This window comes from Streptomyces sp. NPDC058045 (assembly GCF_042885635.1).
In the GTDB taxonomy this organism is placed as follows: Bacteria; Actinomycetota; Actinomycetes; order Streptomycetales; family Streptomycetaceae; genus Streptomyces.
On sequence record NZ_JBHVRR010000050.1, the window covers coordinates 26942 to 39917 of the forward strand.

Genomic DNA, 12976 nt, shown 5'->3' on the forward strand with positions numbered 1-12976 from the left:
GCGGGTCCGCGTCAGCGGGTCCGGATGAAGGCGTCCGGGTCGCGGGACGGGCGCGGGGCGGGGTCAGCGGCGGGGTGTCCGACGGCCACCGCGCCCATCGGGTCCCAGTCGGACGGCAGCTCCAGCACCTCCCGCACCACCTCCCGGCAGAACATCGTGGACGACACCCAGGCCGAGCCGAGCCGCTCCCCGGCCAGGGCCACCAGCAGGTTCTGCACCCCGGCGCCCATCGCCACGGTGAACATCTCCCGCTCGGCGCCGTCCCGCCGCGGGTCGCCGTAGTGGTGCGCGCCGTCCGCCACCAGGCACGGCACCACCAAGTAGGGGGCGCGGCGCAGGACTTCACCGCGGCGGACCCGGCGGGCGATGGACTCCTCGCTCTTGCCGTCGCGCCGCAGGTCCGCGATCCAGGCGTCCCGCATGGCGTCCAGCAGCCCGGTGCGGGCCGCCGCCGACTCCAGCAGGACGAACCGCCACGGGGTGGTGTGGTGCGGGGCGGGCGCGGTGACCGCCGCGGCCACCGCCCGCCGTACCGCCCCCGGGTCCACCGGCTCCCCGGTGAAGTCCCGCACGGTACGCCGCTGGGTGACCGCCTCGCGTACCGCCTCCGAGGTGCCGAGGCGGAACATGTCGTCCCGGGCCGGCCGCACCAGCTCCCCGGCACCGGGGTCGCTCGCCCCGTCCTCGCCCTCGTCGAGGACGGTGTGCGGCAGGCCGCGGACCACGGCCACCGGCAGGCCCTCCGCCTTGCCCTTCACCAGGTCGCCGGCGGCGGCGAGTTCGTCGGCGGTGGCGGTGACGGTGGCGCCGAGCGCGTTGCCGTGGGCGTCGGTGCGGCCGCGCAGATCGTGCAGGGCGCGCACCCCGGCGGCGCCGATGGCGACATCGGTGAGGCCGTTGCGCCAGGGCCGGCCGAAGGTGTCGGTGACCAGGACGCCGACCCGCACCCCGAGCGCTTCGCGCAGCCCGTCGCGGATACGGCGGGCCGAGGCGTCCGAGTCCTCCGGGAGCAACAGCACGGTGCCGGGCGGGGTGTTGGAGGCGTCCACCCCGGCCGCGGCCATCACCAGGCCCTGCCGGTTCTCCACGATCCGCAGCGGCCCGCGCCGCGCCACCACCCGTACCGTCTCCGCGTCTATGGCGGCCTCCCGGTCGTCGGCCCGGAGCAGCCGGCCCTCCGCCTTGGAGACGATCTTGGAGGTGACGAGGAGGACGTCGCCGTCGGCGAGACCGGGGGTGCCGTCGGCGGTGGCGGCGGCCGCGATCAGCTTGGCCAGGTCGTCCCCGGCCGCCACCTCGGGCATCCCGGGCAGGGCCCACACCCGGTACGCGGGCACCGCGGTCACGCCCGCACCTCCTCGGCGAGGGCGAGGGCCCGGCGGGCCATCTCGGCGGCCGCGTCCGGGTCGCTCATCATCAGCGGCACCGCACGGCAGCGGATACCGGCCTGCTCGACGCGGTCCACGGCGTCCGCGTCGGCGGTGTCGACCAGCCAGCCGTCGAGCAGCCCCGAACCGTAGTGCTCGGCGACCGCGGCCGCGGAGGACTCGACGCCGACCGCGGCCAGCACCTTGTCCGCCATCCCCCGCACCGGGGCGCCGCCCACGATGGGGGAGAGGCCCACCACCGGCACCCCGGCCTCCGCGATGGCCTCCCGCACCCCGGGCACGGCGAGGATGGTGCCGATGCTGACCACCGGGTTCGACGGCGGGAAGAGGATCACGTCGGCCGCGGCGATCGCCTCCAGCACACCGGGCGCGGGCTTGGCCTGGTCGGCGCCGACCGGCACCACCGCGTGGGCGGGCACCGCGGCCCGCAGCCGCACCCAGAACTCCTGGAAGTGCACGGCCCGCCGCTCCCCGGCGCCCTCCTCGCCGTCCGGGACCGTGATCGCCACATGGGTCTCGATCCGGTCGTCGGACATGGGCAGCAGCCGCACCCCGGGCTGCCACCGGTCGCACAGCGCCTCGGTGACGGCACTCAGCGGATAGCCCGCGGCGAGCATCTGGGTCCGCACGATATGCGTGGCGAAGTCCCGGTCACCGAGCCCGAACCAGCCGGGCCCCGCACCGTACGCGGCCAGCTCCTCCTTGACCCGGAACGTCTCGTCGGTACGGCCCCAGCCCCGCTCCTCGTCGATGCCGCCGCCGAGGGTGTACATGACGGTGTCCAGGTCGGGGCAGACCTTCAGGCCGAAGAGGTGGATGTCGTCGCCGGTGTTGCCGATCACGGTGATGTCGGTGCCGTCGATGTCGGTGACGGCCCGTTTCAGACCGCGGAGGAACCGGGCGCCGCCGATACCGCCCGCCAGAACCACAATGCGCATACCGCCCAGTCTCGCAGGCCCCCGGGCGCCCGCGGCAGCCGGTCCGGCGGGGTTCACACGGTCGGGGCGTCCGGCGCGCCGAGGTGACGTGAACTGGGCGCCACCTGGGCGGAGTTGCCGGACCCTGGCCCCTCGTGCATCGGCATCTCGGTGAGGCCGGGGAAGTAGATGTGCAGGCTGACGGCGGGCTCCAGTGAGTCATTGGCCACACCGTGCACCGAGCCGGGCGCCAGGACGCGCTGGTCGCCCTCGGCGAGGGTGCGCGCCCCGCGTCCGGTGTGCTCGGTCAGCTCGCCCTGAAGGACCGTCAGCACCCCGGAGGAGCGGCCGTGGTCGTGCCGCCCGCTGCCCTGCCCCGGCACCCACGACAGCAGCCACACCTCGTAGCCGGGCCCCGTCTGCAGCCGGTGGTACCAGCGGGTGGTGGCGTCGTAGCGGACCAGGGGGCGCCAGCGGTCCGGGTCGGCGGCGATGGCGCGGGCCAGGCCGACGAACTCGGCCACGGTGGAGGGGTGTTCGGGTGCGGGGCGCAGCAGGTGCGGGACTTCGAGGATGTCGCCGGCGATCTGCAGGTCGCTGTCGCTGTGCGTCGGGTTCATTGGGTTCGGTGTTCCTCGGCGGGATGTGGCGCGCGGCAAAGGGCGCGGGGTGTGGGGTGGGGCCGGAGCGGGGCTCTACGGCGGTGGTCCTGCCGGTCGGTTCGGCGTGAGTGGAGCAGGGGTGCGTTCAGCGACCGGCGGAGCGGTGGATCAACAGCAGCGACAGCGACAGCCGGGGCGCGCGGGGGCAGCACCGGGGGACCCGGCGGTGCGGGTCACGGAAAGCGCCAAGTACGCGAACATGCCCACCAGGAGAACGGTTCACACGTAGGTTGTCAACGCGATGTCCGAATTGCGGGACAGGTTCACCTCATTCGGTGATCTCGTCAGCAGAAAGGTTTATGCACGTGCTACGAAGGCAACATGCCGCACATCCGGGCAGCGCGAACGCCGTTGCGATCCTGTGATGCGAATGTGATCCGGTTCGCCGGGGCGCGGCTTCCGGAACGTGGCCGATCTCCGGTGCGTCTCCCTCTGGGGGCGGCGCCGGATCGGCACCGGCCTCCGCGAGGAGGCGGCGCGCTCGATCCAAGCCATCGAAGAGTGTCAGGGTTTATGTGGATTTGAACACTTTCGGCAACTGCTTGGTTCCGCAGAGTGAATAAGGGCTCCAATAGCAGATCTCGGCTTGACTGGCCCGGAGCCTCGCACTTGTAATTTCACTCGTGTCGTTCGGCCGCAATCGGTAACGGCAGCATCACGGGGACGCACAGACGACGAGGGGCACAGCATGACCGAGCTGTTTGAGGAACTGCTGGTCGACGAGGCCGAAGAGGAGCTCGGCTGGCAGGAGCGCGCCCTGTGCGCCCAGACCGACCCCGAGTCCTTCTTCCCCGAGAAGGGCGGCTCGACCCGCGAGGCCAAAAAGGTCTGCCTCGCCTGCGAGGTGCGCTCCGAATGCCTTGAGTACGCCCTCGCCAACGACGAACGCTTCGGAATCTGGGGCGGTCTGTCGGAACGTGAGCGAAGGCGGCTGAAAAAGGCCGCCGTCTGACCGAGGAGTCCCCGGGCAGCGTCGAACGGCCCGTCGCAGGTGGGTTATCCACAGGCGGCGGGCCGTTGTGATGTGCAGCCGTTAGTGTGGGCCCTCGTCCGAGACAGCCGGCCCGCGTCGACGGGAACGGCGGTCCACCGCAGTCCACCGAACCGGGGCCCGTACCTCGATGTCCGTGCACAGTCACACGGCAGCGCACCTCGACGCTGCCACCCCGGGGGCCGGCCCCTCGGGGCTCGACCCCCACCGCGCACCCGAGTTCCCGCGGCATGTCGTCACCGCGGTGATGGTCGCGCACGACGGCGCCCGCTGGCTGCCCGACGCCCTCGCCGGGCTGCTCGGCCAGGAGCGCCCCGTTCAGGACGTCGTCGCCGCCGACACCGGCAGCGCCGACGACTCCGCCCGCCTGGTCACCGAGGCCCTCGGTGCCGACCGGGTGCTGCATCTGGCCCGCCGTACCGGCTTCGGCGCCGCCGTCGCCGAGGCCGCCCGCACCGCCCCCGTCCTCACCCCGGACCAACTGCCCTACCTCAAGCGCCCCAGCGGCTGGGATCCGGCCACCCGCACCTGGCGCGACGAGGCCTACCACCTCCCCGAACTCCCGCACGGCGAACCGGAACACTGGCTCTGGCTGCTGCACGACGACTGCGCCCCCGCCCCCGACGCCCTCGCCGAACTGCTCCGCGTCGTGGAGAACGAACGCGAACTCGGCCGCGAGGTCGCCGTCGTGGGCCCCAAGCTCCGCGGCTGGTACGACCGCAGGCAGTTGCTGGAGGTCGGCGTCTCCATCGCCCGCAGCGGCCGCCGCTGGACCGGCCTCGACCGCCGCGAGCAGGACCAGGGCCAGCACGACCACGTACGGCCGGTGCTGTCCGTGTCCACCGCCGGAATGCTCATCCGCCGCGAAGTCTTCGAGGAACTGGGCGGGTTCGACCAGCGGCTGCCCCTGATGCGTGACGACGTCGACCTGTGCTGGCGCGCCCAGTCCGCCGGTCACCAGGTCGTCGTCGCCCCGGACGCCGCCGTCCGGCACGCCGAGGCCGCCTCCCGCGAGCGCCGTACCGTCGACTGCGTCGGCCGTGCGGCCACCTCCCCGCACAAGGTGGACAAGGCCGGCGCCGCGTACACCCTGCTGGTCAACTCCCCGGCCCCGCAGTTGCCTTGGGTGCTGCTGCGCCTCGTCGTCGGCACCGTGCTGCGCACCCTGGCCTATCTCGTCGGCAAGGTCCCCGGCCAGGCACTCGACGAGATCACCGGCCTGCTCGGCACCCTGCTCAGGCCCGAGCGGATCTTCGCCGCCCGCCGTGCCCGCGGCCGACCCCGCGTAGAGAAGGGCGAGTTGCGCCCCCTCTTCCCGCCGCCCGGCGCCACCGTGCGGCTCACCGTCGAGCAGGTCGCCCAGAATGTCGCGGGCCGCTCCGCCCCCGAGACCGCCTCCGCCGGCCGGCACGGCGGCGCCGTCGAGTCAGGACCCGGCGGCGACGACGCGGAGTTCATGGAGATCGAGCAGTTCGCCCGGCTCAAGCGCATCGCCCGCAGACCGGGCCCGATGCTCTTCGCGGTGCTGCTGCTCTGCTCCCTGATCGCCTGCCGCGCCCTCCTCGGCTCCGGCGCCCTGGCCGGCGGAGCCCTGCTGCCCGCCCCGGCCGGCGCCGGCGAGCTGTGGGCGAAGTACACCGACGCCTGGCACGCCACCGGCACCGGAGGCACCCAGTCCGCCCCGCCCTATCTGGCGCTCGTCGCGCTGCTCGCCGGTCTGCTGCTCGGCTCCACCGGCGCCGCCGTCACCCTGCTGCTGGTCTGCTCGGTGCCGCTGGCGGGCTTCGCCGCGTACTTCGTCTCCCGGCCGCTGGTGCCGTCCCGGCTGCTGCGGGCCTGGGCCGCCGTGGCCTACGCCTTCCTGCCTGCGGCCACCGGCGCCCTGGCCGGCGGCCACCTCGGCACCGCGGTCCTGGCCGTCCTGCTGCCGCTGCTGGCGCGGGCCGGGATCGCCGCCGGCGGCCTTGCCCGCAGCGCGGGCAGCCGCGGCACCTGGCGCGCCACCTGGGCGTACGCCCTGCTGCTCACCGTGGCCACGGCCTTCACCCCCATCGTCTGGCCGGTGGCCCTCGTCCTGGGCCTGGCGCTGCTGGCGTTCCACCGCGACGACCTCATCGCCTACGGCCTGCGGTTCCTCGCCGCGCTCGGCACCCCGCTGCTGCTGCTCGCCCCCTGGTCGCTGACGCTGCTGCCGACCGGCTTCTTCCGCGAGGCGGGCCTCACCTACGGCAAGGGCGCCGCCTCCGCGCTCGACCTGCTGGGCACCTCACCCGGCGGCCCCGGCACCGTCGCCGGGCTGCTGCTGATCGGCGTCGTGCTCGCCGCCCTCGCGGCCCTGCTGCGCAGCGAGCGCTCCCGCGCCGTCCTCACCGCCTGGGCGGTGGCCCTCACCGCCTTCCTCTTCGCCGCCCTCGCCGACGCCTCCATCTGGGCGGGCCCGGCCACCCTCGTCTACGGCCTCGCCCTGCTCGCCGCCGCCGCCGTCGGCGCCGACGGTGCCCGCGCCCGGGTGGCCGAGCAGAGCTTCGGCTGGCGCCAGCCGGTCGCCGCGCTCATCGCCGTGGCGGCCGCCGTCGGCCCCCTGATCGCGGCCGCCGGCTGGATGATCCGCGGCGCCGACGGGCCCCTGGAGCGGCGCGATCCGGTGCAGGTGCCCGCGTTCGTCGCCGAGGAGAGCGGTACCCAGGACCAGGCCCGCACCCTCGTCCTCGACAGCGACACCGCGGCCCGCGTCTCCTACAGCCTGGTCCGCGGCTCCGGCGCCCGCCTCGGCGACGCCGAACTCACCTCGGCCGGCGGCTCCGACTCCCGTCTGGACAAGGTCGTCGCCAATCTGGTCGCCGGCTCCGGCGCCGACCAGGCCGACCAGCTCGGCGGCTTCGCCGTGCGGTACGTCCTGATCCGCGACGGCGCACCGCGCGCCATGGGCCGCGTCCTGGACGCCACCCCCGGCCTCACCCGCCTCAGCCAGCAGGACGGCAGCGCCCTGTGGCGGGTCGACCGGCAGGTGGCGCGCGCCGTGGTGATGCCCCCGCACGGGGACGGCGAGGCGCTGCCGGTCGCCGCGGGCCCGGTCGAGCTGCACACCACCGTGCCCGCGGGCGCCGAGGGCCGGGTGCTGCGGCTCGCGGACAGCGCGGCCGACGGCTGGCAGGCCACCCTCGACGGCCGCCCGCTCACCGCGACCAAGGTCGACGGCTGGGCCCAGGGCTTCCAACTCCCGGCGTCCGGCGGCCGGTTGGACGTCACCTTCGAGGCGCCGGTGAGCCACACCGGCTGGCTGTGGGCGCAGGGCGCGCTCGCCGTGGTGCTGGTGGTGCTGGCCCTGCCGGGCCGCCGCCGGGTCGTCGACGACGATCTGCCGGAGCCGGAGGCCGAGGTCCCCGCCCAGCCCGTCGAGGGGGAGGGCCGCCGCGCCCGCCGCCTCCGCGCCCAGGCCGAGGCCGAGCAGTCCGCGCGTACCGAACAGCCCGGAACGGCACCGCAGTTCAGCCCGGACCAGCCGCCCGCGGACCCCTACCCCGCCGGCACCGCGCACCCCATGGGCGAGGAGCCACCGGCCACCCCGGCACCCCCCGCCCCACCCGGGGCCGAGCCCGCACCGGGTGCAGCGCCGCCGCCCCCCGGCAGCCCGCCCCCCGTCCCCCAGCAGGCCGACTACGGCAGTTGGGACACCCCCGCCCAGGCCCCCGCCGCCCCGGGCTACGGCCAGGACGGCGGCTACAGCTACCAGGACGGGAGCTACGGCGCCCAGCCGCAGGGCGGATACCCGGGCGACTACCAGCACGGTCACCCGGAGGGCTACCCGTCCCAGAGCTACGGCGAGCCCTACGCCCCCGCCCAGGACGGCACCACCCCCGGCCAGGACAGCTACGCCCACGGCGGCTACGACGCCTACCGGCCGGACCCCGGCTTCGGCGGCCCCGACGCCACGGGTGGCAGCGGCTACGACCCGGCGGCCTACGGCTACGACCCCTCCTTCGGCGGCTACGGCGGCAGTGGGGCTCCGGCCGGTCCACCGGACGAGCCCGGCCCCGATGCCCGTACCGACCGTGAGCGCCCCGACGGGAGCCAGCAGTGAACCGCACCACCCTGTCCCTGATCGCGGGCGCCACCGCCCTGGCCGCCGTCACCGGTGTCGCCGCCCTGGCCGCGCCGGACGGCGACGGCGCGGGCGCGGCGCGGGCCGCGGCCCGGCTCCCGGTCGAGCGCAGCAGCCTGCTCTGCCCGGCCCCCAGCTCCTCCGACGTGGCCGAGACCGCGTACACCTCGTACACGCCCGCCGCCAAGGCCACGGCCGGCCAGGGCACCGCCGAGCTGTCCCCCGCGGGCGACGGCGGCAGCGACGGCAAGAAGGACGGCAAGGGCAAGGGAGACAAGGGCAAGGGCGGCAAGGGCGGGAAGGACGGCGGGAAGAACGGGACGAAGGACAAGGACGCCCCGGCGAAGCCCGTGCTCTCCGTGAAGGAGCCCGGCAAGCCCGTGACGGAGGACGCCCCCGGCACCGACGCCCCCGCCCTCATCGGCACCGCGGACGGCGCGCTCGCCCCCGGCTGGACGGTGCAGCAGACCACCGAGGTCGCCGTCGGTGCCGGCCGCGGGCTGCAAGGGGTGGGCTGCTCGGCGCCCGACACCGACTTCTGGTTCCCCGGCGCCTCCACCGCAAGTGAGCGCAGCGACTACGTCCATCTGACCAACCCGGACGACTCGGCCGCCGTCGTCGACGTCGAGCTGTACGGCAAGGACGGCCACCTCAAGTCCGCGGTGGGCGAGGGCATCCAGGTCGGCCCGCACCAGAGTGTGCCGGTGCTGCTCTCCACCCTCACCGAGAAGCCGCAGACCAATCTGACCGCTCATGTCAGCGCCCGCAGCGGCCGGGTCGCGGCTGCGGTGCAGTCCGCCGACGACAAGCTCGGCGGTGACTGGCTGCCCCCCGCCGCGGAGCCCGCCGGCAGCCTGGTGCTGCCGGGTATCCCCAAGGACGCCACCTCGGTACGGCTGGTGGCCTTCGCGCCGGGCGCGGACGACGCCGACCTGAAGGTCCAACTGGCCTCGCCCACCGGCTCGTTCACCCCCGCGGGCCACGAGACGCTGCATATCAAGTCCGGGATGACGGCCGCGGTGGACCTGGGTGCGGTGACCCGTGGCGAGGCCGGTTCGCTGCTGCTCACGCCCACCGAGGGCCAGGTGCCGGTGGTGGCGGCGCTCAGGGTGGTCCGCGGCAAGGGCGCCGGCCAGGAGTCGGCGTTCATCCCGGCCACCCCCGCCGTCGGCCGCCGGGCCACGGTCGCCGACAACAGCGCCAAGGGCAGCACCCTGTCCCTCACCGCCCCCGGCAAGTCGGCCACCGTCCGCGTCACCTCCTCGCCCGGCACCGGGGGAGGCTCGGCCGCCACCAAGACGTACACGGTCAAGGGCGGCACCACCCTCTCCGTGCAGCCGCCGGTTCCGTCAGGGCTCAAGGGGCGGTACGCGGTCACGGTGGAGCGGGTGTCGGGCGGGCAGGTCCACGGTTCGCGGATGCTGGCGAAGTCGACGGACGGGGTGCCGATGTTCACCGTGCAGCCGCTGCCCGACGACCGCAGCACGGTCGACGTGCCCGAGGCGGGCGAGGACCTGTCGGTCGTCCAGCACTGAGCCCGCGGGCGGCCCGGGGCGGGGGCTACTCCTCGCCGTAGCGCGGGTCGACGGTCTCGGGGGTGAGGCCGAGGAGGTCGGCGACCTGCTCCACGACGACCTCGTGCACCAGCAGGGCCCGCTCGTCGCGGCTCTTGGTGCGGATCTCCACCGGCCGCCGGTAGACCACGACCCGGGCGGGCCTGCCGTCATGGGCGGCGACGGTGCCGCCCAGCGGGACCGCCTCGTCGCTCCAGGACTGCCCCCCGCCGGGCGCTCCCACGGGGCGCGGTACGTCGAGGACGAGGAAGTCGACGTCGGTCAGTTGCGGCCAGCGCCGCTCCAGCCGGTCCACCGAGTCCTGCACCAGGTCGGCGAAGACCTCGGCGCGGCTCGCGGAGAGCGGCACCTGCGGCGGCGCGACGGGCCCGCGCATCCCCCTGCCGTGGCGGTCGCGGCGGCGCGGCCGGGGTGCGGCGGGACCGGGCTGTACTGGCTTGTCCATCAGGGCAGAGCTTAGGCGCTGCCCGGCCCGTCCGGCGCCGGCTCCTGCCGGCCGCCGAGCGGCCCGTACCGTCGGCCTCCGTCTCACCGGGTGGTCGGATTCCGGCCCGCACCGGACCCGCCGGGTCCCCAACTCCCGTCAACCGGCGGCTGATTCCAGCCGATCAGCCGGGCCCGGCAGCGGAATCCCAGCCCCGCGCTGTCGCTTCCCGACCGGTTCGCTCATGTTCGGGAACGATCGGATACCAGTATCTGAGCGGCCAAGGTGCCGTCGATGGCGAGATCGGGGTGCCGAGGTGACCGGTTTCTCCGTTCCGCTCCCCTGACGCCGCCCGGGTTCGCGCAGGCCAATGGCCCCAGCAGCCCTTGTTCGAGGGCGAGTTCAGGCCACGACACGGTGGGGTGACGTCCTGGGGAGTCGTCGCGGCCCGCTCAAGAGTGCGGTACCGTCCAACCTCGTGAGCCCTGTACGTCGCTGTTCGCGCACCGCCTGCGGCCGGCCGGCCGTGGCGACGCTGACGTACGTCTACGCCGACTCGACCGCCGTCCTCGGCCCGCTCGCCACCTATGCCGAGCCGCACTGCTACGACCTGTGCGCCGAGCACTCGGAGCGGTTGACCGCTCCCCGCGGCTGGGAGGTCGTCCGGCTCGCCGCGTCCTCCGGCCCCACCCGCCCCAGCGGCGACGACCTGGAAGCCCTGGCCAACGCGGTACGGGAGGCGGCGCGCCCCCAGGAGCGGGCCGCAGAGGGCGGTACGCGCTCGGCCGACCCGATGGAGGTCGCCCGCCGCGGCCATCTCCGCGTCCTCCGCTCCCCGGAGAACTGACCCGCCTCCCCAGATCCGGGCGGCCGATCCTGGCGGCCGAAAACAGTCCCCCTGAACCACCCCGAACCGCACGGGTGGCTCGCCCCGCCCCCCCACTCCACGGAAGCGGACCCCTCTCCTCCACGTACCGGTCACGCGATCCGTTCAATGCGGTACGCGCCATTGACGGGCCTCGGCAGGGACATGACGATTCCCTCGCGTGATGTTCCTCGCCCGTGAGACAGCTCCTTCCGTATCGCGGAATCCCGCGTACGGCGGGGCTCCGCCGCGTCCTGCCGTGGGCGCGGTACCGCGCGGGGCCACGGAAGCCGGATCCGGGGAGGACCTGTGTTCGTCCAGCAACTGGAGCCCGTAGCCGACTCGCTCGGCCTGTCCGCACTCGTCGCGGCACTGCCGCTGCTCGTCGTCCTCGTCCTGCTCGGCGCGGTCCGGATGAAGGCCCACCGGGCCGGACTCATCGGCCTGCTCACCGCCGGCCTCGTCGCCTGCCTCGCCTACGAGATGCCCGTCGGCCAGGCCCTGTCCGGCGCCGTCGAAGGTGCCGTCTTCGGCCTCTTCCCCATCATGTGGATCGTCGTCAACGCCCTCTGGGTGTACCGGATGACGGTCCGCACCCGGCACTTCGACATCCTGCGCCGCTCCTTCGGCCGCCTCTCCGACGACCCCCGCATCCAGGCCCTCGTCGTCGCCTTCTGCTTCGGCGCGCTGCTGGAGGCGCTCGCCGGCTTCGGCGCGCCCGTCGCCATCTGCTCGGTGATGCTGGTCGCCCTCGGCTTCGACCCGGTACGCGCCGCCGTGGTCTCCCTCGTCGCCAACACCGCACCCGTCGCCTTCGGCGCCATGGGCACCCCCGTCGTCACCCTCGCCCAGGTCACCGGCCTGCCGCTGGACTCGGTCGCCTCCGTCGTCGGCCGTCAGACGCCGCTGCTCGCACTCGTCGTCCCGCTCATCCTGGTGGCCCTGGTCGACGGCCGGCGCGGGCTGCGGGAGACCTGGCTGCCGGCCCTGGTCTGCGGTGTCGCCTTCGCCGTCGTGCAGTTCGCCGCCGCCAACTACGTCTCCGCGCAGCTCGCCGACATCGGCGCCGCACTCGCCGGCGCCGCCGCCCTGGTCGCCGTCCCCGCCGCCCGCCGCCCCGCCGCGGAACCGGTACGCGCCGCCGTCCTCACCGGCGCCCGCAGCGAGGACCTCGACGAGGACGACCCGCGCCCCGAAGTGCTGCGCGCCTACGCCCCGTACGCGCTGATCGTGGTGATCTTCTCGGTGGCGCAGATCCCGCCCGTCAAGGACCTCTTCGACCGGGCCACCCGCCAGATCGACTGGCCCTTCCTCGACGTGGCCGGACCGGACGGCAAACCCGTCGGCGCCAATGTGCTCGCCCTGCCGCTGCTCTCCACCGGCGGCACCCTGGTCCTCGTCGCCGGCCTCGGCACCGCCCTCGTCCTCGGCCTGCGCGCCCGCGAGGCGGTGGGGGAGTGGGCGCGCACCGTGCACGAACTGCGGTACGCCATCCTCACCGTCACCTCCGTACTCGCCCTCGCCTACGTGATGAACCTGTCCGGGCAGGCCGCCACCATTGGGAACTTCGTGGCCGCCGCGGGCGCCGGACTCGCCTTCCTCTCCCCGGTGCTCGGCTGGTTCGGCGTCGCCGTCTCCGGCTCCGACACCTCCGCCAACGCCCTCTTCGGCGCGCTCCAGGTCTCCGCCGCCCACCAGTCCGGCCTCTCCCCGGAACTCCTCGCCGCGGCCAACAGCTCCGGCGGCGTCCTCGGCAAGATGATCTCCCCGCAGAACCTCACCATCGCCTGCGCCGCCGTCGGCCTCGCCGGCCGCGAAGGCGACCTGCTGCGCCGCGTCCTGCCCTGGAGCCTCGTCCTCCTCCTGGTCATGTGCCTGATCGTCCTCCTCCAGAGCACCGCCGTACTGGGCTGGATGCTCCCCTGACGCCGCTACGGCGCCCGACCTGGTCCCCGAGCCGACCGGCGAGTGAGCCGAAGGGGCGCGGCCGGTGTCGAGACCGCGCCCGCGCGGAGGCCGCGAGGAACGAGTGGTCGAGCACGGGCGTGGTCTC

The 12976-nt window shown here is 74.6% G+C and carries 9 protein-coding genes; 5 read left to right on the forward strand and 4 right to left on the reverse strand.

What is annotated here, in order from left to right; translation table 11 throughout:
* Positions 1–11: 11 nt before the first annotated feature.
* Genes ACFVST_RS24245 through ACFVST_RS24255 form a run of 3 tightly spaced genes read right to left on the reverse strand, consistent with a single transcriptional unit; the run spans position 12 to position 2925 of the window.
* Positions 12–1346, reverse strand: a complete 1335-nt coding sequence (locus ACFVST_RS24245) for a coenzyme F420-0:L-glutamate ligase (RefSeq protein WP_390155622.1) — start codon at positions 1344–1346, stop codon at positions 12–14.
* Positions 1343–2326, reverse strand: coding sequence for a 2-phospho-L-lactate transferase (cofD, locus tag ACFVST_RS24250; protein ID WP_390155623.1), 984 nt, complete (start codon positions 2324–2326; stop codon positions 1343–1345). The genes ACFVST_RS24245 and cofD overlap by 4 nt, the downstream gene beginning before the upstream one ends.
* 53 nt (positions 2327–2379) lie before the next feature.
* Positions 2380–2925, reverse strand: a complete 546-nt coding sequence (locus ACFVST_RS24255) for a cysteine dioxygenase (RefSeq protein ID WP_390155625.1) — start codon at positions 2923–2925, stop codon at positions 2380–2382.
* 730 nt (positions 2926–3655) lie between these two features.
* Here ACFVST_RS24255 and ACFVST_RS24260 point away from each other — a divergent pair.
* From ACFVST_RS24260 to ACFVST_RS24270, 3 genes are all read left to right on the forward strand, one after another.
* Positions 3656–3919, forward strand: coding sequence for a WhiB family transcriptional regulator (locus tag ACFVST_RS24260; protein ID WP_040249407.1), 264 nt, complete (start codon positions 3656–3658; stop codon positions 3917–3919).
* A 169-nt stretch (positions 3920–4088) separates the two neighbouring features.
* On the forward strand, positions 4089–8039 hold the full coding sequence (locus ACFVST_RS24265) for a glycosyltransferase (RefSeq protein ID WP_390155627.1): 3951 nt from the start codon (positions 4089–4091) through the stop codon (positions 8037–8039).
* Positions 8036–9595, forward strand: a complete 1560-nt coding sequence (locus ACFVST_RS24270) for a DUF5719 family protein (RefSeq protein ID WP_390155629.1) — start codon at positions 8036–8038, stop codon at positions 9593–9595. Before ACFVST_RS24265 ends, ACFVST_RS24270 begins: the two co-directional genes overlap by 4 nt.
* Positions 9596–9620: 25 nt before the next feature.
* Here the strand turns inward: ACFVST_RS24270 and ACFVST_RS24275 are convergent, their stop codons facing one another.
* Positions 9621–10079 (reverse strand): metallopeptidase family protein, encoded by a 459-nt coding sequence (locus tag ACFVST_RS24275; protein WP_390155631.1) that lies wholly within the window; start codon positions 10077–10079, stop codon positions 9621–9623.
* Between the two features lie 409 nt (positions 10080–10488).
* Here ACFVST_RS24275 and ACFVST_RS24280 point away from each other — a divergent pair, with 409 nt between their 5' ends.
* On the forward strand, positions 10489–10905 hold the full coding sequence (locus ACFVST_RS24280; protein WP_390155639.1) for a DUF3499 domain-containing protein: 417 nt from the start codon (positions 10489–10491) through the stop codon (positions 10903–10905).
* Between the two features lie 327 nt (positions 10906–11232).
* Positions 11233–12849, forward strand: a complete 1617-nt coding sequence (locus tag ACFVST_RS24285; RefSeq protein WP_390155633.1) for an L-lactate permease — start codon at positions 11233–11235, stop codon at positions 12847–12849.
* Positions 12850–12976 lie beyond the last annotated feature (127 nt).

What these genes read in the sequence shown, in the direction of transcription:
- ACFVST_RS24255 (WP_390155625.1), bottom strand. Translation starts at nt 2,925, where the DNA reads ATGAACCCGACGCACAGCGACAGCGACCTGCAGATCGCCGGCGACATC.
- ACFVST_RS24275 (WP_390155631.1), bottom strand. Translation starts at nt 10,079, where the DNA reads ATGGACAAGCCAGTACAGCCCGGTCCCGCCGCACCCCGGCCGCGCCGC.
- ACFVST_RS24260 (WP_040249407.1), top strand. Translation starts at nt 3,656, where the DNA reads ATGACCGAGCTGTTTGAGGAACTGCTGGTCGACGAGGCCGAAGAGGAG.
- cofD (WP_390155623.1), bottom strand. Translation starts at nt 2,326, where the DNA reads ATGCGCATTGTGGTTCTGGCGGGCGGTATCGGCGGCGCCCGGTTCCTC.
- ACFVST_RS24265 (WP_390155627.1), top strand. Translation starts at nt 4,089, where the DNA reads ATGTCCGTGCACAGTCACACGGCAGCGCACCTCGACGCTGCCACCCCG.